The organism is Neopararhizobium haloflavum (assembly GCF_002750855.1).
Lineage (GTDB): Bacteria > Pseudomonadota > Alphaproteobacteria > Rhizobiales > Rhizobiaceae > Georhizobium > Georhizobium haloflavum.
On sequence record NZ_NWUC01000006.1, the window covers coordinates 213,763 to 232,241 of the forward strand.

Genomic DNA, 18,479 nt, shown 5'->3' on the forward strand with positions numbered 1-18,479 from the left:
TCCCTTAACATCGAGTTGGGTAGAGAAATAAGGCGGTTCAAGAACACCCGCCCGCGATTCTGCTAATGCATTGGAATCTCACGCGGGAATTGGCGCGTTACTTGATAGTTGAATGCTCAGGCGGACTTTCCGCCCCGGATCACCTTGCGCACCGGTCCGGCCGCCTTCCTGCCTGCCTGGCTGTGCGTTGCGATGAAGTCCAGAATCCGCGGCGCGATCTCGGAGCGATAGCGCGATCCGTTGAAGACCCCGTAATGGCCGACGCGCGGCTGCATGTAGTGATGCCTTTTGTCCTCGGGGATATTCGGGCAGATCTTGTGCGCGGCTTTCGTCTGGCCGAGCCCGGAAATGTCGTCGTTTTCACCTTCAATCGTCAGCAGGGCGACATTGCGGATCGCCGTCGTATCCACGGGTTGCTCGCGATGCATCATCTCGCCTTTCGGTAGCGCGTGCTGGATGAACACCGTGTCGACGGTCTGCAGATAGAATTCCGCCGTCAGGTCCATCACCGCCAGGTATTCGTCGTAGAATTCGCGGTGCTTCTCGGCGGAATCACCGTCGTTCTCCACCATGTGCCAGAAGAACTCCTTGTGCGCGATCATGTGCTTGTCGAGGTTCATCGACATGAACCCCGACAGCTGCAGAAAGCCGGGATAAACGTCGCGCGTGAAGCCTGGATGGGGAAATGGCACCTGCATGACGACGTTGTCTTCGAACCAGGAAAGCGGCTTGTCCTGGGCGAGTTCGTTGACCGCGGTCGGGTTCTCGCGGGTATCGATCGGCCCGCCCATCAGCGTCATGGTCGAGGGCGCCATCGCGTCGCCGCGTGCCTCCATGATCGCCACAGCTGCCAGCACCGGCACCGAAGGCTGGCAGACGGCCATCACATGAGTGTCCGGCCCGAGCTTGTGCAGCATCGAGATGACGTAGTCGATGTAGTCGTCGAGATCGAAGCGGCCGGCCGTCACCGGCACCATGCGCGCGTCGATCCAGTCGGTGATGTAGACCTCCGCCTTGGGCAGCAGCGCCTCAACCGTTCCACGCAGCAGCGTTGCGTAGTGGCCGGACATCGGTGCGACGATCAGGATCTTCGGGTCTTGGCGGTGGTTCGCCGGCAGCGATCGTTCGAAATGGATCAGGTTGCAGAACGGGCGCGACCACACGGTCTTTTCGTGAACCGACACCGCGCCGCTGTCCAGCGTCGTTTCGTTGAGCCCGAATTCCGGCTTGCCGTAGCGTCGCGTCGTGCGTTCGAACACTTCGAGGCCACCGGCCATCGCTCGGCCGAATGGCGTCTGCGAAACCGGGTTCAGCGGATTGCGATAGGCAAGGCGCATCATGTCCGCGCCGGCGCGCCATGGCGCCATGGCCGCATGGCTCATTTCATAGAGCTGGTAGAACATTCCGCGAGAGCCCTTTCAACGGGACTCGGGATGAGGGGAATTCTCAGGCTCTTTCCGGTCGCGGCGCAAATCGCCGCATGCCGCTCCTGCCCAGCCCCAGGCACGCCGCCCCGGCGCACCGTCGGAATTCACCGCTGACCCCGAATCATGTGTAGTTATTGTGACAGCGATTTCACTGTAACGACGTTAACACGGTTTTGCTGCCCTGCAACAAAGCCACCTAGCACTTTAGAATAAGCCAAAGGCATGAATCCTGTGAGGAAATCGTCCATAGGCCATCACACGCCCGGCCGTTGCAGCGCGAAAAAGTCCGCGCAATCCACAAAGAAAGGCCGTTGACAGGGCCGGGCATGCCCCTTAAATCGGCACCCGTTGCCCAGATGGCGGAATTGGTAGACGCGCCAGCTTCAGGTGCTGGTACTCGCAAGGGTGTGGAGGTTCGAGTCCTCTTCTGGGCACCAATCGCATTTAAAGGCCCCATGGTGGCCCTGCTTCCACTCCCGCACATATCGCGTGACAAGCGCTGCCGGTAAGCTGCCAGTCTCGGTTCAGTGGCCAGGCGCGATGCGCTCGATCTGGCCGCTTGTCCTCGCAACCTTTTTCGGCTCCCGTCGTTTCCCCGCGTCAACTTGGGAGACGCGATCATGACGATCACACGAATTCTGGCACTTGTTCTGGCGCTGGCGGCGCCGCTTACCCTTGCCGCTTGCGGTGACGACGCGGGGGAAGTCGAAGTTGAGGAAAATGGCGAAGTCGAAGCGGATTGAGACTTTGCGGTGACCTGTCCAAAGCCCGCCCGATCCACGATCGGCGGGCTTTTTCTTGTCCAGCGCCGACAGTCAGGCCCGCGGCCGGTTTGCCTCGCGCGCTCCGGGCCGCTATAGCCGGCCCCATCCAACACTGACGAAGAGGCGATCGATGGCGGGTAAGATCAGGCTGCACAAGGGCGACATCGCGGCGGACGACGCGGCACGCTATGCTGGCGAAATCGCGATCGACACGGAAACGCTGGGTCTCGTCCCGCGCCGTGACCGGCTTTGTGTGGTGCAGCTTTCGCCGGGCGATGGATCGGCCGACGTTATCCAGATCGCGGCCGGCCAGCGCGATGCGCCCAACCTGGTGGCGCTACTCGCCAATCCGGCCCTGCCGAAGATCTTCCACTTCGGGCGTTTCGACATCGCGGTGCTCTACCATGCTTTCGGCGTCACCTGCGCGCCGGTGTTCTGCACCAAGATCGCCTCTCGGCTGACGCGGACCTATACCGACCGGCACGGCCTGAAGGACAATCTGAAGGAGCTGCTGGAGATCGACATCTCCAAGCAGCAGCAGTCGTCGGACTGGGCGGCCGAGACGCTTACCGACGCCCAGCTCGAATATGCCGCCTCGGACGTTCTGCATCTGCACGCGCTGAAGGCGCGCCTGACGGAGCGGCTGGAGCGCGAGGGGCGCGCGAGCCTTGCCGAGGCATGTTTCGAGTTCCTGCCGACCCGCGCCAAGCTCGATCTCATCGGCTGGGACGAGATCGACATTTTCGCTCACAGCTGATCGATGGGCCGCGCCTTGGACTGTGCGGTGCTCTTGCGCTCCGCCATCGCCTGGCCGACGATCTGAAATGACGACGTCAGGAAAAGGCCGGCCATGATCGCCGCGACGATCAGGTCCGGCCAGGCCGTCGCCGTACCCCAGACGCCCGCTGCGGCGAGCATCACGGCGACGTTGCCGATGGCGTCGTTGCGCGAGCAAAGCCAGACGGAGCGCACATTGGCGTCGCCATCCTTGTAGGACATCAGGAGGAGGACGCTGGCGAGATTGGCGAGCAGCGCCAGAAAGCCGATGATGCCCATGACCGGGGCTTCCGGCACGCCTGTCACGAAGACACGGTAGATCGTCGAGCCGAAGACCCAAAGACCCATTACAAGCAGACTGTAGCCCTTGACGAGCGCGGCGGTCGATCGTGTGCGCAGGCTCGCCCCGATGACCGCCAGCGAGATCCCGTAGGTCGCCGCATCGGCGAAAAAGTCGAGCGCATCGGCCTTGAGCGCCTGGGAGCCGGCCATCTGCCCCGCTGCCATCTCGACCGCGAACATCACCGCATTGATCGCGATGACCATCCAGAGCCGCTTCCTGTATGTCTCCGAAACCCCGTCGAATGTTCCGTGGTCGTGGCCGCATCCTGCGCTCATCGGTCTGATCCCTTGCATCCCTGATGCGCCCTACCTAATTGCTCTAGTGACTAGAGGTTCAAGAGGTGAGTTCATGTTCTCCATCGGGGAATTGGCAAAGCGCACAGCCGTCAAGGTGCCGACCATCCGCTACTACGAGCAGATCGGTCTCATCGATCCGCCGCATCGTTCCGAAGGCAACCAGCGGCGTTACGAGCCGGACACACTGGACCGCCTCTCCTTCATCCGCCACGGCCGCGACCTTGGCCTGTCGCTGGAGGCGATCCGAGATCTCATCGAGCTCAGCCACCATCCAGAACGCCCCTGCGGCCGCGCCGATGCCATCGTGGCAGAGCAGCTCGCGGCGGTGCGTGCGCGGATCGCCAGGCTTAAGCGTCTGGAGAGGGAGCTGGACCGGATGAGCGGATGCGGCGGCGGACACACCGTCGGCGATTGCTATGTGCTGCGCTCGATCGCCGACCACGATCTGTGCGCGAGTGATCACGACTGAGAGCATTGCCGTTCAAGAAAAAGGGCCCGCGGAAATGCTCCCGCGGGCCCCAATTCTTGCGAAGCCGTAAGTCGGCTTACTTGTCTTCGCCCTGCTTCTTCAGCGCGGCGCCGAGAATGTCGCCGAGCGAAGCGCCCGAATCGGACGATCCGAACTGTGCCACGGCTTCCTTCTCTTCGGCGATTTCCAGCGCCTTGATCGAAAGCGTGACCTTGCGGTCCTTCTTGGAGAAGTTCGTCACGCGGGCGTCGATCTTCTGGCCGACCGAGAAACGCTCGGGGCGCTGCTCGTCGCGGTCCCGCGCAAGATCGGACCGGCGGATGAAGGACGAGACGTCTTCGTGATCCACCAGCTTGACTTCGAGGCCACCATCGTTGACGGCGGTGACTTCGGCTGTGACGACGGCATTCTTGCGCAGTTCGCCCGAAGCCATCGCATCGCCGACGGCATCCTTGCCAAGCTGCTTGATGCCGAGCGAGATGCGCTCCTTGTCGACATCGACGTCCAGAACCTGTGCCTGGACAACGTCGCCCTTGTTGAACTCCTCAATGACCTGCTCGCCCGGACGCGTCCAGTCGAGGTCGGACAGGTGCACCATGCCGTCGACATCGCCGTCGAGACCGATGAACAGGCCGAATTCGGTCTTGTTCTTGACCTCGCCTTCGACGACGGAGCCGACCGGATGCTTCTGGGCGAAGACTTCCCACGGATTTTCCAGCGTCTGCTTGAGACCAAGCGAGATGCGGCGCTTCTGCGGGTCGACTTCCAGAACGACCACGTCGACTTCCTGGGTTGTCGACAGGATCTTGCCAGGATGGACGTTCTTCTTCGTCCAGGACATTTCCGAAACGTGGATCAGGCCTTCGATGCCCGGCTCCAGCTCGACGAACGCACCGTAGTCGGTGATGTTCGTGACGGTACCCGTGATGCGCTTGCCGGTCGGGTACTTGGTGCCGATGCCGTCCCACGGATCCGCTTCCAGCTGCTTCATGCCCAGCGAGATGCGGTGGGTTTCCTGGTTGATGCGGATGATCTGGACCTTGACGGTCTGGCCGATCGACAGGATTTCCGTCGGATGGTTGACGCGGCGCCATGCCATGTCGGTGACGTGCAGGAGACCGTCGATGCCGCCGAGGTCGACGAACGCACCGTAGTCGGTGATGTTCTTGACGACGCCTTCAACGACCTGACCCTCTTCGAGGTTCTGGACGATTTCCGAACGCTGCTCGGCACGCGACTCTTCAAGAACCGTGCGGCGCGAAACGACGATGTTGCCGCGGCGCTTGTCCATCTTGAGGATTTCGAAGGGCTGCGGGTTGTGCATCAGCGGCGTGACGTCGCGGATCGGACGGATGTCCACCTGGCTGCGCGGCAGGAAGGCCACGGCGCCGTCGAGGTCGACCGTGAAGCCGCCCTTGACCTGGTTGAAGATCACGCCTTCGACGCGCTCTCCGGCTTCGAATTTGGCTTCGAGCTTGACCCAGCTCTCCTCGCGGCGCGCCTTTTCGCGCGACAGGACCGCTTCGCCGAGTGCGTTCTCGATACGCTCGACATAAACCTCGACTTCGTCGCCAACGTTCATCTGGCCGTCGCGGCCCTTGGCGCCGAATTCCTTCAGCGGGACGCGGCCTTCGACCTTCAGGCCGACGTCGATGATGGCCATGTCCTTTTCGATCGCCGTGACTTTGCCCTTAGCGACGTAACCTTCGGCGATATCGTTTCCGCTAAAGGATTCTTCGAGGAGGGCTGCGAAGTCCTCCCGCGTGGGATTGGTAACTGACATAAGTGCTCCTGGATGCCCGGACCGGATCGATGTCGACGGTCGGGGCGGCGCCGGTGGTTGTTTGTTGCGTTCGTTCCTCGACCGATCGAGGTCGCCTCTTGGGCGACCGCAAGATCCGGCGCGGCGATCGTGCGAGGAACGGCTTCAGTCTGCCTGTTTTCGCCGCATGGCCTCTTCGATGAGAGCTTTGGCGGCAAGAAACGCGGTCTCTATACTCATTTCGCTCGTGTCAAGCAAGTGCGCGTCGGCAGCGGGCCTGAGCGGTGAATCGCTGCGGCCCATATCGCGCGCGTCGCGGCGTCGGATGTCGGCCAGCACCGCCTCGTAGGTCGCCGTCTCGTCGTCGCGCAGGATTTCCTGCAGGCGCCGTCCGGCCCTGACGTCCGGCGAGGCCGTGACGTAAAGCTTGAGATCGGCCTTCGGACACACAACGGTGCCGATGTCGCGGCCATCGAGCACCGTGCCGGGCGGCTGTCCGGCGAACCGGCGCTGAGCGTCCACCAGGGCACGACGCACCGCAGGCATAACCGCGACCCTGGAGGCTGCCTCGCCGATCCCGTGGGCCGAAAGCACGGCGCGATCGAGATGCGCAAGATCGACCGTGCCAGCCAGACGCGCGGCTGTCGCCTCGTCGTCCAATGGCAGTTTTTCGTCGATCAGCGCCTTGGCCGTCGCCCGGTAGGTCAGGCCTGTATCGAGGTGGTGAAAACCGTATTTGCGCGCGATCTGCCGCGCCAGCGTGCCCTTGCCCGAGGCTGCCGGGCCATCGATGGCGATCGTGAAACTCATGACCGGAGCGGGTCCGCAGCCATCTCGATCGCGCCGCCAAGGCCCGTCATCAAGTTGACGAATTCGGGAAAGCTCGTCGCGATCATGCGCGAATCGTCGATCGTGACGGGGTGTTCGCTCGCCAGCCCCATGACGAGGAAGCTCATGGCGATGCGGTGGTCGAGATGGGTTGCGACCTCGCCGCGCGAGGGATTGCCGAGCCCCTTGCCGCCGGGCTGGCCGGTGACCTTGAGCGTTGCTTCGCCTTCCTCGCACAGAACACCGTTGAGCTTCAGTCCCGCGGCGGTGGCGGCGAGGCGATCGCTTTCCTTCACACGAAGCTCCTCCACGCCTTCCATCACGGTGATCCCCGACGCGAAGGAGGCGGCGACCGCCAGGACAGGGTATTCGTCGATCATGGAGGCGGCGCGCTCGGGCGGTACCGTCACGCCGGTCAGTTCGCTGTGACGCACCCTTAGGTCCGCCACGTCTTCGCCCCCGGCGGAGCGGCGATCGAGAAACGTGATCGACCCGCCCATCTCAAGGAGTGTGGTGATCAGCCCGCAGCGCGTCGGGTTCATCAGAACGTTCTCGATCGTGACGTTGGAACCCGGCACGATCAGCGCCGCCACGATGGCGAAGGCGGCCGACGAAGGATCGCCCGGCACGTCGATCGCCTGGCCGGTCAGTTTGCCCTGGCCCTCCAGCCGGATGCGACGTGTGCCGTCGGAATCGGTCTCCACTTCGATCTCGGCGCCGAAGCCCTTCAGCATCTTTTCGGTGTGATCGCGCGTCATCACCTTTTCCGTCACCGTCGTCACGCCCGGCGCGTTGAGTCCGGCAAGAAGGACAGCCGACTTCACCTGGGCCGATGCCATTGGCACAGTGTATTCGATCGGCGCTGCCATGCGCGGCCCGTGCAGCGTGACGGGCAGACGCCCGCCCTCGCTGGCCTCGACCTGCGTTCCCATCAGTTTCAGCGGATCGAGCACCCGGTTCATCGGCCGGGAGGACAACGACGGATCGCCGGTGAACACCGTCTTGAAATCATATGTCCCGACAAGACCCATCGTCAGGCGGCAGCCGGTGCCGGCATTGCCGAAATCCAGCGGTGCCTCTGGCGCCAGCAGACAGCCATTGCCGGTGCCTTCGATAATCCAGGTGTCGGCATCCTTGCGGATCTGCGCGCCCATGGCGCGCATTGCCTTTCCGGTATTGATCACATCCTCGCCTTCGAGCAGGCCGGTGATGCGTGTCGTGCCTGCAGCCAGTCCGCCGAACATGAAGGCGCGGTGCGAGATCGACTTGTCGCCGGGCACGCGGATCGTGCCGCTGAGAGCGCCCGACCGGCTGGCCGTAGCGGGTTTCGGGGCAACCCCATGCACCATGTCAGATGTCCGTCCCTTGGCTGTCGCTGCTGGGCAAGCGCACTAGCACAGCCCCGAGCGAGCGTCATCTGCCGATGCCGAAAAACATCGCTCCGGGTTGGCGCGCCAACGGCCGGAGATAGGCTTTGACACAGGCCGGCAAGATCATTATGGGGACCGGCACACCGAATTTGACGAACCGGCCCAAAGACCGGCAGACTTTGTCGCATTGAACGCTGAAGGCCATTCAAGGGGTTGTTGACCGTGGCGAAACCGGAACTTGGAACCAAGCGCGTTTGCCCGGAGACGGGCCGCAAATTCTACGATCTCAATCGCGATCCGATCGTCTCGCCCTACACCGGCAAGACGTATCCGCTGTCCTATTTCGAGGATACGGCCGCTCAGTCGGCGACCGAGAAGGACGAGGAAGAGGATGTACAGGAGCTGGATGCTGAGGCGAGCGAAGTCGAGGCGCCGGTCAAGGAAGACGCCGACGGCGACGACGACAGCGGTGACAAGGACGACCTGCCCGATCTCGAAGGCGACGATGAGGTCGAGATCGATGACGATGACGACGATACCTTCCTGCCCGACGACGACGATGATGAAGACGACGACATGAGCGACATCATCGGCGGCGTAAACGAGGACGAGGAAGAAAGCTGAGACCTAGCCCGGCCGCGGCAGCCGGGCCTTGAAAAAAACTCTCGCGGATCGTCTTGATCTTGCGGGAAAGCGGACGTAAGAAGCCGACCACCAGCGCCGACGCGGCGCGCCGGGAAACCGGCGGAAATGATGGGGCCATAGCTCAGCTGGGAGAGCGCCTGCATGGCATGCAGGAGGTCAGCGGTTCGATCCCGCTTGGCTCCACCAATCACCAAATCTCAGCGAGACACGCAAGGCCGCCCCGTTCGGGCCGGCCTTATATCCTGAAATGTCCTTGCCGGCTGATCAAGCCTCTGCGAATGCCGTCTGCCGCCCCTGGAAGGGATAGCGCGGATCGCTGTGTCCCGGCGCCGGCGTGTGACCGGAAGCACAGAGCGTGTTGAGGAAGGTTTCGTCGGCAGCGCTATAGGACGAGGCAGGCGAGCCGAGATAGGCGTCGAGTTGTGACAGCGACTTCGGACCCATGAGGACGCTCGTCACGGCCGTGTTGGCGAGTAGCCAGTTGATCGCCAGGTGAACCGGCTCCCGGTGGCTCGCTTCGGCATGATCGGCCGCTCGGCGGGCGCTTTCCAGTGTCTCGGGCCGAAACTCCGTTTCCATGAAGCGCTTGTCCTGGCGGGCGCCGCGGGATGCCTCCGGCGTCCCGTTGCGGTACTTGCCGGTCAGCACGCCGCGACCAAGCGGCGAATAGGTGACCGTTCCGATACCGAAATGCGCGCAGGCGGGGAGTGTCTCGGCTTCGGCGGCGCGATTGAGCATGTGATAGTAAGGCTGACACGCAAGCGGGCGCGCCACGCCCAGCCTGTCGGCGACCCGCACCATTTCAGCGATCTTCCACGCACGAAAGTTGGAAAAGCCCCAATGCCGGATATGCCCCGCATTGAGGAGGTCGCCGAGCGCGCCGATGGTCTCGTCGAGCGGCGTGCGGTTGTCGTCGAGGTGCAGGTAGTAAAGGTCGATATGGTCGCGCTTGAGCCGCTCCAGCGACATCGCCGCGCCCTTGGCGATCCAGTCCGGCGTCAATCCGCCGGAACCTTCGACACCCTTGACCGGATTGCCGACTTTCGTCGCGAGAAAACAATCGGGCTTGTCGGCCATCAGGCGGCCGAGCATGCGCTCGGATTCGCCGCCGCTGTAGGAATCAGCCGTATCGACGAAATTGCCGCCAAGCGAGAAGTAGCGCTCCAGCATCCGTTTTGCTTCGTCGTCGCCGGTCTGGTCGGCGAACATCATGGTGCCAAGGCAAAGCCTCGAAACGTCCGGCCCGCCTCTCCCAAGTGGAGCCCTGGACAATTGCTCGTTCATCGCCTCGTCCTCCATGTTGATGTCAACGCGAGCCGCCGGCTCGCCCGGCCGATGCCGGTGCCGCTTCGAGTTCGGCCAGGATCTCTTCGGTATGCGCGCCGAGTGCCGGCGCGGGAAGCCGTGCCTGGCACGGTGTCTGGCTCAACTTGACGGGAAAGCCCAGCATGGTGACCGCGCCATGCCCCGGATGATCGATTTCGATCACCATCTCCTGTGCCCGCAGTTGCGGATCGGCGAAGGCCTCCGCCATCGACTGCACGCGCCCGCAGGGCACGCCGGCGGCGTTGATGCGGGCGATCCAGGCATCCTGCGTATCGTGGACGAGACGGGCGTTGATCAGTGTGTTGAGTTCGCGGCGCAAGGCAAAGCGCTTGTCATTGGTGTCGTAACGCGGATCGGCCATCAGATCGGGCAGCCCGATCACGTCGAGAAAGCGCTTCAGGATCACGTCGTTGGACGGTGCGACGGCGATCTCTCCGTCGGCGGTCTTGAAGAGGCCATAGGGGGCGACAAGTGGGTGGTCGTTACCCGTCCGCACCGGCTCGCGTCCCGTGACGAAGAACTCCGATGCCAGATATGCCATCATCGAAACAGCACTGTTGACCATCGCGGTTTCGACGTGCTGGCCGGCATTGTTGATATCGCGCGCCCGCAACGCGCTGACGATGCCGAAGGCGCAATAGAGGCCGGCGAGCAGGTCGGTAATCGGCTGGGCGACCCGCATCGGTTCCGCGCCTTCCGCCCCGTTGACGCTCATCAGTCCGCTCATCGCCTGGGCGATGAAGTCGAAGGCGGGCCGGTCGACATAAGGTCCGCTGCTTCCATAACCGTTGACGTTGGCGGTGACGAGATCCGGCTTCAATGCCTTCAGCCGCTCGGGCGGGAAGCCCATCTTCGCCATGACGCCGGGCCGGAAATTGTCGACCACTACGTCAGCGGTCTGGATCAGCTTCGCCAGGGCATCGCGCCCTTCGACGGTGTAAAGGTCGAGCACGACCGATTTCTTGTTGCGATTGAAGGCGGCATAGTACCAGGAGAGTCCGTCCTTCATCGCGCCTTGCTCGCGGATCGGATCGCCTTTGGCGGGCTCGATCTTGATCACGTCGGCGCCCATGTCGCCGAGCAGCATGGTGCAGAACGGGCCGGAAAGGACGCGTGTCAGATCGATCACGCGCACGCCGTGAAGCGGTGGCCGGGCTCCCTCGGCAATATCGGGAATGATCCGCTCCACGCTCAGCCGTTCGCGGTGGCGACCGCGTCCATGCTGTGCACTTCGAGCCGCGGACCGGCCTTCATCAGCTGACCCGGCAGCATATGGCCCACACTGTCTTCTGCCTTCCTGGAAACGGCGATCAGCTGCGCCAGATCGACGCCGGTCTCGATGCCGCATTCGTCAAGCATGTAGACGAGATCCTCCGTGCAGATGTTGCCGGTCGCCTTGGGCACGAACGGGCAGCCACCGAGGCCACCGATGCTCGATTCGAACCGGGTGACGCCTTCCTGAAGACCCGCATAGACGCAGACGAGTCCGACGCCGCGGGTGTTGTGGAAGTGCAGCGCGATGTCGGTCTCCGGCACCGCATCGGCAAGCGCCCGGCACCGCTCCTGCACGAGGCGGGGTGTCGCCATTCCCGTGGTGTCGCCGAGCGACAGAACCGTGATTCCCATGTCGCGATAGGCCTTGGCGATGTCGACGACGGATTGCACAGGTACGTCGCCTTCGAATGGGCAGCCGAAGGACGTCGCAATGGCCCCGTAGACATCGATGCCGGCCTCGGCGCCGATGCGGCAGATATCCTTGAAGCCGTCGAGAGAAGACTGCCGTGTCCGATTGACGTTCTTCAGGTTGTGGCTTTCCGATGCGGACATGAAGACGACCATCGCATCGACGCCAGCCTCCACGGCGCGCTCGGCGCCTTTGGTGTTGGGAACGAGAGCGGTCAGGACCGCGCCGCGCGTCCTGTCGATTCCGGCAAGGACATCGGCGGCGTCCCGCATCTGAGGAACGGCGCGCGGCGACACGAACGACGTGACCTCCAGGTGGCGGATGCCGGCATCGATCAAGCCATTGACCAGACCGATCTTTTCGTCCGTGGCGACGAATTTCGGCTCCGACTGCAGACCGTCCCGCGGGCCGACCTCGACGACGCTGACCTTTTGGGGAAGGCCGGCAAGTGACCTCTGCGCGGTTGTCGACACGAAGCGTTTCCTCCCGATTGCACTGGTAGACCAAAATGGTATACCGTGCGTCCTCGGAGGGTCAATGGTGAACTTGGCGGCACGTGATGTATCGGGTGGAGAGGAAGGCGTCGTAAGCCTCGGCGACCGCGTCCTGCATCGCATGAGAGCCGATATCCTGACGCTCAAGCTGGCTCCGGGAGAAGTGATATCCGAGCGCAGCCTTGAGGCTGCTTATGGCGCGTCGCGAACGCCGATCCGCCAGGCTTTGATGGCGCTTATCCGGGAAGGGCTGGTGGCAAAGTCCGATCGCGCCTACGCAGTCGCCCCGCTCGATCTCGCGCAACTCGAGGAAATCTTCGAATACCGTGAGATCGTCGAGGATTCGGCGATCCGGCTCGCCTGTGAACGTGCCACCCCTGAAGCGCTCGATCGCCTTCAGGAAACGGTTGACCGGGGCCTGGCCAACTTTACGCCGAACACCTGGTTCGAGGTCGGTCTCGACGTCCATGTGCAGCTTGCAGCACTGTCGGGCAATCGTTTCCTGGCGGACGCCGTTCAGGATGCGGTGAACCGTACGCTGCGTACACGCTGGCTGGTGGCCAGCTCGCCCGACCTCAGGGCCGTGGCGCACCGTGAGCACTGCGAGATCCTGAACCTCGTGCGCGCCCGCGACGCCGAAAATGCCGCGGCGGCGGTGCGACGGCACGGCCGGGATGTGAGGATCCAGATCCTGGAGGCCATCGCCGCGATCCGGCACCTGGTCGGCAATCGCGGCATCGTTGGCGATGGAGGAAGTGCATAGAATTCAGCCGGCCAAGGGTTGGCCGGTTGCTCAATGGTCCGCGCAATTGCGGGCGCTATCAGGGAGGAAGAGAATGTCGTTAGGGTCCAGAATCATCGGTGCGAGCATCATCGCATCGTCCTTGTTCGCACTGCCGGCTTTCGCCGAGGAATGCATCGCGCCGGCCGACCCGGGCGGCGGCTGGGACTTCACCTGCCGCACAGCCGGCAAGCTTCTCTATGATCTTCAGCTGGTTGATGAGCCGGTTCAGGTCACCAACATGCCGGGCGGTGTCGGTGCGGTGGCATGGGCCAACGTTGCCTCGCGTCGCGCCGACGATGCATCGTTGATCGTCGCCACCTCGACCGTCGGCATCACCGAGATCGCCCAGGGGCGCTATCCGAGCGATGCGAGCGCCATGCGCTGGATCGGCATGCTCGGAACGGATGTCGGCGTCGTCGTCGTGCCCGCGGATTCTGAGTACGAAACGCTCGACCAGCTCGTCGAGCAGTTGAATCAGGATCCCGCGTCCATCGCGGCGGCGGGCTCTTCGGGTGCCGGCGGCTGGGACCACATCCGCCTGCTCATGCTGGCAGAGGCCGGCGGTCTCTCCTCCGAAGAATACCAGCAGATCCGCTGGGTTCAATTCGACGGCGGCAGCCCTGCGGTAACGCAGATGCTCGGTGGCCAGGTCGACGTCGTCACCACCGACCTCGGCGAAATCGCCGGCTTCGTGGAATCGGGCGATATCCGCATCCTCGCGGCCATGTCGGACGAGCCGATCCCTGCGTTCCCCGATGCGCCGACCGCCATCGACCAGGGCTATGAGGTGACTGGATACAACTGGCGGGGCTTCTACACGGGCGGTGATGTGTCCGACGAAGCCTACGATGAATGGGTCGCAACGCTCGAAGAGCTTTACAACACCGACGAGTGGAAGGAAGCAGCCGAATCGAGCGGTCTGATTCCCGTCTGGCGCGGCGGTGAAGAGTTCGAGACGTATGTCAACGAGCAGGCCGAGCAGATGGCGGAGATTTCCCGTCAGATCGGTGTGATCGAGTGACAGACCGCATCGTCGGCTGCATTCTGCTGGCGATCGCCATTGCCTATGGCATCACCGCAGGCGACTACGAGGCCCGCTTTGGCGATCCCCTCGGCCCTGCGGCGCTGCCCATGATGCTGGCGGTCCCGGCGGCATTGCTGTCACTCGCACTCATTCTCAAGCCGGATCCCGATCCGGCTTGGGTAACCGGGCGCCCGATGCTGCGTCAGCTCGCCGCCCTCGTTCTGCTGCTTGGCTACGCGCAGTTTCTGGAAACGCTGGGCTTTCTGCTCGCCACCTTCATTGCCGTCACTTTGCTCGGCAAGCTGCTGCGCAGCACCTGGCTTCTGTCGGCCGCGTCCGGCGCCGTCATGAGCGTCGTGCTCTTCGTGTTGTTCGACCAACTGCTTGGCCTGCCGCTGCCTCTCCTGCCCGAGTTCATGGGATAGATCATGGATATCCTCTCTCTCCTCGGTCAGGGCTTCGCCGTGGCCCTGACGCCCACCAATCTGGCACTGGCCATGTTCGGCTGCTTCATCGGCACGATGATCGGCGCCCTGCCAGGTATCGGCCCGGTCAATGGCGTTGCCATTCTCATTCCAGTCGCCTTCTCGCTGGGCCTTGAGCCGGTCTCGGCGCTGATCATGCTCTCATGCATCTATTACGGCTGCATGTACGGTGGGCGCATTTCATCCATCATGCTCAACATCCCCGGCGACGAACCGGCGATCATGACGACCCTCGACGGCTATCCCATGGCGAAGGCCGGCAAGGCGTCGCAGGCGCTCGCGATCTCGGCGCTTGCCTCCTTCGTCGGCGCGACATTCGCGACGATCGGCCTGACGCTTTTCGCCCCGATGCTGGCCAAGGCCGCCATCTATTTTGGCCCGGCGGACTATTTCGCGCTCTACGTCATGGCCTTCGCCACGATCGGCGGGGTGACCGGAGCCAACCCGTTCAAGACGTTGCTCGCTGCATTCCTCGGCCTGATGATCGCCTCCGTCGGCCTCGATCCTGCGACGGGCACGGCGCGCTACACATTCGGCTCCTACCATCTCTACGACGGTTTCGATCCGATCGTTGCGATCGTCGGACTCTTCGCCATCAGCGAGGTCCTCGTCTATCTGGAAGGTGTCCACAAGGATGAGGCCCGGTCCGTACCCCTCGGCCGGGCGATCCCGAAATTCAGTGAAATCTTCGTGGGTGGCTGGGCCCATGCCCGCGGCTCCGTCATCGGCTTCCTTTGCGGGATCCTTCCGGGCGCCGGCGCCTCCCTCGGCGCCTTCATGTCCTATATCTTCGAGCGCCGCTGGAGCGACAAGAACGGCACATTCGGCAAGGGCGATCCGAAGGGCATCGTCGCGCCTGAGGCAGGCAACAACGCGGCCTCCGGTGGCGCGCTCATCCCCATGCTGACACTCGGCGTGCCGGGCAGCGGCACCACAGCCGTCATGCTGGCCCTGCTCATCTCGCTCAACATCCAGCCTGGCCCGCTGCTTTTCGAGCGCGAGCCGGAGATGGTCTGGGGGCTGATTGCATCACTCTACATCGCCAATGTCGTGTTGTTGGTCATGAACATCCCGATGGTCGGCATCTTCACGCGCGTGCTCGCAATGCCGCAATGGATATTGATGCCGTTCGTCGTCATGGTGAGCTTCCTCGGCATCTATTCGATCAGCCACTCCACCTTCGATCTGTTCGTCATGATCGGCTTCGGCGTTTTGGGCTATGGGCTGCGTAAGCTCGACATCTCGCTCGTGCCAGTGATCCTGGGCCTGTTGCTCGGCGCCGACATGGAAAACAACCTGCGCCGGGCCCTGTCCATTTCCGGAGGGGATTTCTCCATTCTGCTGGCCAGCCCGATTTCGGTCCTGCTCTATGTGGTCACCTTTGCCATGCTGATGCTGGCCTTCGGCTTTGCCTATGTCGGTCGCCGCAAGGCCCGGCGAGCGGCTGATGGGCCTTAGAGGAGACAGAGCACATAGGTCTTTATGGCGGCCGTCCGCGCACAATCGGGCAGGGGGTCGCTGGCATCGATAATGACGAGATCGCCCGCTTGGGCGGCTTCATGACCGGAGCGCGCCGCGACATCCTCGTGTGACAGCCGCGCGCCGTGCGCCACCGCGAAGTGACGGGCGCCGTGCTGGTCAACGAGCAGATAATCGATCAGTCTTTGCTGCTCCAGGTCGAGCATGTCGACGTCGCGGTAGACGACGCCGGTCCAGCCGGATTGAAGCAGCCCGTCGAGTGCTTCGCGCTGGCTGGCCACATCGGCGCGCTGGTTCGGCGCGGGCGACTTGGTGCCTGCGTGATAGGCATCGCCGATCTGCAGTCCGGCCGCGACCAGCCCGACAACGACAGCCGGGCGCCAGTGCCGCGCGAGCGCGCCGAGCCAGAGCGCCGCGATCACGATCGCCACATAAGCCAGCACGCCGCCGAAGCGCCCGACGGCCCGAAAGCTTTCATAAAGCGGCTGCAATGGGCCGGGAATGGGAAGTTCCAGCCATACCGGACCGGCGACGCGCAGATTGAACGCCATCGCAAAGCCGGCGAGCGCGATCGCGGCGGCCAGTAGAATGAGGAGGCGTTGCCGCGCGCCAGTTCCTTGCGCCGGGATCAATCTTCCCGGATGGCAGGCCGGCCATGCCAGTCCGACGATCAACGCGAGCCAGGCGCCCGTGCCGAGATAGACGATCGTGTCGCGCTGCGGGATATCGAGCACGGCATAGGGTTGCGGCGCGATCCCCCAGTTCAGCGACTGAACATAGGCGGCAAGGTCGAGCGCGAAATGCTTTGCGCCGCCAGTGGGGACATGCGGTTCGCCGAGCGCCCCGATGATGAAAAGCAGCGCCAGCGGGACCGCAATGGCGATGCTCGCCGCAATCCAGCGTCGCTTGAACAGCAGGCAGAACAGAACGATCGCGATCGCCATCGCCGCCAGATAGGCATGTGACCAGGTTGCGATTGCCACAAGGGCAATGAATTCGTGGCGCCTTGAACGTGAGGATGCGTCATCACCGATCGGAACCGCCGTCATAGCCCACAGCACCACCCAGTAGCCCGCTAGCGCGATGTGCTGAGCACCGATGAGGCGCACCGGCATGATCAGGTTGAAGGTCAAGAGGAACACGCCGAGCCATCGGGTGAAGCGATCGTCGCAAAGGCGCGCCATCAGCCGGTATGCGAAGGCACTGAACAGCGACACGTTGATCAGGATGAGCCAATGAAACGTCAGCTCGATTCCGGTCAGCGAATAGAGCGCTTTGGCGCAAAGCGCGAACCACGGCGCGATATCCGAGAAGAACGCGTTGACCGCGCCGAAATGCGGGTTGGCACCGAGCGGCCAGTGCCATCCGTCGCGCACGAACACGGAGAAGGCAGCCGCGGCATTGGCATAGTCACCATCGATGACGAGGTGGCCCGCCACGATCTGCGCCGGGCTGCCGATCCAGAGCCATGCGCTTGCAACACCGAGCGCCAGCGCGAGACAATAGGCGACTGGCCCACTGTCCAGGGTGTGTGAGAATCGTGACATGAGGGATTAACGTGCCGGTCTCGTCCAGGTTTCGGCCGATCCATAAGCCGGGAGAAGACTGCGGGAAACCCTCTGGCCCTCAGTTCGTGGCGCCGGCGTCGTCTTTTGACAATTGGCTCCATGCGTTCTGCTGAGACAGCATCGTGCGCAGATAGTCGACATTGGCGCTGGCCTCGGCCGGGTCGAGTTCCGCGCCCGCGATCCGCTCGGCTTCCTCGAAACGGCCCTGCAGGCCAACGACGAGGGCGAGGTTCTGGCGCATCCGGCTATCGGCCTCGGGTTGTTCGACGGCCGAGCGCATGTGGGTCTCCGCCGATTTCAGGTCGCCTTGCAGAAGATAGGACATGCCGAGATTGGAAAGGACGGAGGGCTCGTTGGGCTTTATGTCGAGCGCCTTTCGGTAGAGCGCCCGCGCTTCCTCGGGCTGTTCCATCTGATCGAGAATCGCGCCTTCAGCCGAGAGCAGCGCCCAGTCGGGGCGGTCAGGCGTCTGCGCGCGGCGGATCGTGTCGAGGCCCTGCTGCAACTCCCCAGCGGCCGCCTGCGCCTTGCCATAGGCGGCAAGCACGTCATGGTCGCGCGGGTGGTGGATCGCCATCTGCCGCATGACGGCGAGGGCCTGATCATGGTCGCCGGACATTCGGAGAATGCTGGCGTAGCTCATGCCGATCGATTTGTCGTCGGGCCGGCTCTCATAGGCAGCGCCCACACGTCGTGATGCTGCCTCGATTTCCGAAAAGCTCATGCTCGCGACCGGCTTGCGATCTTCGGGAATGGAGCCCGTGGTGATCTGACTGGTATTGGCGCAGGCGCTCAACGTGGCGCTGATCGCAAGCGCGATAATCATATGGCTGACCGTATGGACCATGCGTTTTCTGCAAAATGCGATCATGAGATCCCGACCCTTGGCGCGTTGCGACGAAAGGTGATGCGCGCCGCCGCGTGCCGGCCATGGCGCATTGCCCCGTCTTCGAC

At 63.3% G+C, this 18,479-nt stretch carries 18 protein-coding genes and 2 tRNA genes; 10 read left to right on the forward strand and 10 right to left on the reverse strand.

The features are described 5' to 3' along the window. Positions 1–116: 116 nt before the first annotated feature. A complete protein-coding gene (locus CN673_RS14510) occupies positions 117–1,403 on the reverse strand; it encodes a polyhydroxyalkanoate depolymerase (protein WP_099867079.1) in 1,287 nt (428 codons plus the stop codon). 374 nt (positions 1,404–1,777) lie between these two features. Here CN673_RS14510 and CN673_RS14515 point away from each other — a divergent pair. The 3 genes from CN673_RS14515 to CN673_RS14520 all read left to right on the forward strand — a co-directional run bounded on the left by CN673_RS14515 (position 1,778) and on the right by CN673_RS14520 (position 2,948). Further along, positions 1,778–1,864: transfer RNA gene (locus CN673_RS14515), tRNA-Leu, on the forward strand. A 183-nt stretch (positions 1,865–2,047) separates the two neighbouring features. Then, entirely contained in the window at positions 2,048–2,170 is a 123-nt protein-coding gene (locus CN673_RS21465) for a hypothetical protein (protein WP_280951187.1), read from the forward strand. A 151-nt stretch (positions 2,171–2,321) separates the two neighbouring features. Continuing rightward, a complete protein-coding gene (locus CN673_RS14520) occupies positions 2,322–2,948 on the forward strand; it encodes a ribonuclease D (RefSeq protein WP_099867080.1) in 627 nt (208 codons plus the stop codon). Here CN673_RS14520 and CN673_RS14525 read toward each other — a convergent pair. After that, a complete protein-coding gene (locus tag CN673_RS14525; RefSeq protein ID WP_099867081.1) occupies positions 2,939–3,586 on the reverse strand; it encodes a cation efflux transmembrane domain-containing protein in 648 nt (215 codons plus the stop codon). The genes CN673_RS14520 and CN673_RS14525 overlap by 10 nt on opposite strands. 73 nt (positions 3,587–3,659) lie before the next feature. Here CN673_RS14525 and CN673_RS14530 point away from each other — a divergent pair, with 73 nt between their 5' ends. Further along, entirely contained in the window at positions 3,660–4,076 is a 417-nt protein-coding gene (locus CN673_RS14530; protein ID WP_099867082.1) for a MerR family transcriptional regulator, read from the forward strand. A gap of 76 nt (positions 4,077–4,152) precedes the next feature. Here the strand turns inward: CN673_RS14530 and rpsA are convergent, their stop codons facing one another. From rpsA to aroA, 3 genes are all read right to left on the reverse strand, one after another. Continuing rightward, positions 4,153–5,859, reverse strand: coding sequence for a 30S ribosomal protein S1 (rpsA, locus tag CN673_RS14535; protein ID WP_099867083.1), 1,707 nt, complete (start codon positions 5,857–5,859; stop codon positions 4,153–4,155). Between the two features lie 144 nt (positions 5,860–6,003). Continuing rightward, on the reverse strand, positions 6,004–6,648 hold the full coding sequence (gene cmk, locus CN673_RS14540) for a (d)CMP kinase (protein WP_099867084.1): 645 nt from the start codon (positions 6,646–6,648) through the stop codon (positions 6,004–6,006). Further along, positions 6,645–8,015, reverse strand: a complete 1,371-nt coding sequence (aroA, locus tag CN673_RS14545) for a 3-phosphoshikimate 1-carboxyvinyltransferase (RefSeq protein WP_099867085.1) — start codon at positions 8,013–8,015, stop codon at positions 6,645–6,647. The genes cmk and aroA overlap by 4 nt, the downstream gene beginning before the upstream one ends. Before the next feature lie 243 nt (positions 8,016–8,258). Between aroA and CN673_RS14550 the strand changes: the two genes are divergently transcribed. Beyond that, a complete protein-coding gene (locus tag CN673_RS14550; protein ID WP_099867202.1) occupies positions 8,259–8,660 on the forward strand; it encodes a TIGR02300 family protein in 402 nt (133 codons plus the stop codon). Positions 8,661–8,791: 131 nt separating this feature from the next. Next, a tRNA-Ala gene (locus CN673_RS14555) sits at positions 8,792–8,867 on the forward strand. A 78-nt stretch (positions 8,868–8,945) separates the two neighbouring features. Here CN673_RS14555 and CN673_RS14560 read toward each other — a convergent pair. Genes CN673_RS14560 through CN673_RS14570 form a run of 3 tightly spaced genes read right to left on the reverse strand, consistent with a single transcriptional unit; the run spans position 8,946 to position 12,164 of the window. Beyond that, entirely contained in the window at positions 8,946–9,965 is a 1,020-nt protein-coding gene (locus CN673_RS14560; RefSeq protein WP_099867203.1) for an aldo/keto reductase, read from the reverse strand. A gap of 22 nt (positions 9,966–9,987) precedes the next feature. Beyond that, positions 9,988–11,196 (reverse strand): CaiB/BaiF CoA transferase family protein, encoded by a 1,209-nt coding sequence (locus CN673_RS14565; RefSeq protein ID WP_280951188.1) that lies wholly within the window; start codon positions 11,194–11,196, stop codon positions 9,988–9,990. A gap of 2 nt (positions 11,197–11,198) precedes the next feature. After that, positions 11,199–12,164 carry a hydroxymethylglutaryl-CoA lyase gene (locus CN673_RS14570; protein ID WP_245409918.1) on the reverse strand — a complete coding sequence of 322 codons (966 nt, stop codon included), beginning with the start codon at positions 12,162–12,164 and terminating at the stop codon, positions 11,199–11,201. 64 nt (positions 12,165–12,228) lie between these two features. On the opposite strand from CN673_RS14570, the gene CN673_RS14575 reads away from it, so the two are divergent. The 4 genes from CN673_RS14575 to CN673_RS14590 all read left to right on the forward strand — a co-directional run bounded on the left by CN673_RS14575 (position 12,229) and on the right by CN673_RS14590 (position 15,936). After that, on the forward strand, positions 12,229–12,948 hold the full coding sequence (locus CN673_RS14575; RefSeq protein WP_245409919.1) for a GntR family transcriptional regulator: 720 nt from the start codon (positions 12,229–12,231) through the stop codon (positions 12,946–12,948). 73 nt (positions 12,949–13,021) lie between these two features. Further along, positions 13,022–13,990: a Bug family tripartite tricarboxylate transporter substrate binding protein gene (locus tag CN673_RS14580; protein ID WP_099867086.1), complete on the forward strand. Its 969-nt coding sequence runs from the start codon at positions 13,022–13,024 to the stop codon at positions 13,988–13,990. Next, positions 13,987–14,418, forward strand: a complete 432-nt coding sequence (locus tag CN673_RS14585; RefSeq protein WP_099867087.1) for a tripartite tricarboxylate transporter TctB family protein — start codon at positions 13,987–13,989, stop codon at positions 14,416–14,418. The genes CN673_RS14580 and CN673_RS14585 overlap by 4 nt, the downstream gene beginning before the upstream one ends. Before the next feature lie 3 nt (positions 14,419–14,421). Next, the gene (locus CN673_RS14590) at positions 14,422–15,936 is read left to right on the forward strand and encodes a tripartite tricarboxylate transporter permease (protein ID WP_099867088.1); all 1,515 of its coding nucleotides are present in this window, start codon (positions 14,422–14,424) and stop codon (positions 15,934–15,936) included. On the opposite strand, the gene CN673_RS14595 is transcribed toward CN673_RS14590, so the two are convergent. After that, on the reverse strand, positions 15,933–17,504 hold the full coding sequence (locus CN673_RS14595; protein ID WP_099867089.1) for a DUF6311 domain-containing protein: 1,572 nt from the start codon (positions 17,502–17,504) through the stop codon (positions 15,933–15,935). The genes CN673_RS14590 and CN673_RS14595 overlap by 4 nt on opposite strands. 79 nt (positions 17,505–17,583) lie before the next feature. Then, on the reverse strand, positions 17,584–18,351 hold the full coding sequence (locus CN673_RS14600; RefSeq protein WP_245409920.1) for a tetratricopeptide repeat protein: 768 nt from the start codon (positions 18,349–18,351) through the stop codon (positions 17,584–17,586). Positions 18,352–18,479: the final 128 nt, after the last annotated feature.

Excerpts from the sequence above, each read along its gene's own strand:
- CN673_RS14510 (WP_099867079.1), bottom strand. The coding sequence starts at position 1,403 with ATGTTCTACCAGCTCTATGAAATGAGCCATGCGGCCATGGCGCCATGG.
- CN673_RS21465 (WP_280951187.1), top strand. The coding sequence starts at position 2,048 with ATGACGATCACACGAATTCTGGCACTTGTTCTGGCGCTGGCGGCGCCG.
- CN673_RS14520 (WP_099867080.1), top strand. The coding sequence starts at position 2,322 with ATGGCGGGTAAGATCAGGCTGCACAAGGGCGACATCGCGGCGGACGAC.
- CN673_RS14525 (WP_099867081.1), bottom strand. The coding sequence starts at position 3,586 with ATGAGCGCAGGATGCGGCCACGACCACGGAACATTCGACGGGGTTTCG.
- CN673_RS14530 (WP_099867082.1), top strand. The coding sequence starts at position 3,660 with ATGTTCTCCATCGGGGAATTGGCAAAGCGCACAGCCGTCAAGGTGCCG.
- rpsA (WP_099867083.1), bottom strand. The coding sequence starts at position 5,859 with ATGTCAGTTACCAATCCCACGCGGGAGGACTTCGCAGCCCTCCTCGAA.
- cmk (WP_099867084.1), bottom strand. The coding sequence starts at position 6,648 with ATGAGTTTCACGATCGCCATCGATGGCCCGGCAGCCTCGGGCAAGGGC.
- aroA (WP_099867085.1), bottom strand. The coding sequence starts at position 8,015 with ATGGTGCATGGGGTTGCCCCGAAACCCGCTACGGCCAGCCGGTCGGGC.
- CN673_RS14560 (WP_099867203.1), bottom strand. The coding sequence starts at position 9,965 with ATGAACGAGCAATTGTCCAGGGCTCCACTTGGGAGAGGCGGGCCGGAC.
- CN673_RS14575 (WP_245409919.1), top strand. The coding sequence starts at position 12,229 with ATGGTGAACTTGGCGGCACGTGATGTATCGGGTGGAGAGGAAGGCGTC.
- CN673_RS14580 (WP_099867086.1), top strand. The coding sequence starts at position 13,022 with ATGTCGTTAGGGTCCAGAATCATCGGTGCGAGCATCATCGCATCGTCC.
- CN673_RS14590 (WP_099867088.1), top strand. The coding sequence starts at position 14,422 with ATGGATATCCTCTCTCTCCTCGGTCAGGGCTTCGCCGTGGCCCTGACG.
- CN673_RS14595 (WP_099867089.1), bottom strand. The coding sequence starts at position 17,504 with ATGTCACGATTCTCACACACCCTGGACAGTGGGCCAGTCGCCTATTGT.
- CN673_RS14600 (WP_245409920.1), bottom strand. The coding sequence starts at position 18,351 with ATGATTATCGCGCTTGCGATCAGCGCCACGTTGAGCGCCTGCGCCAAT.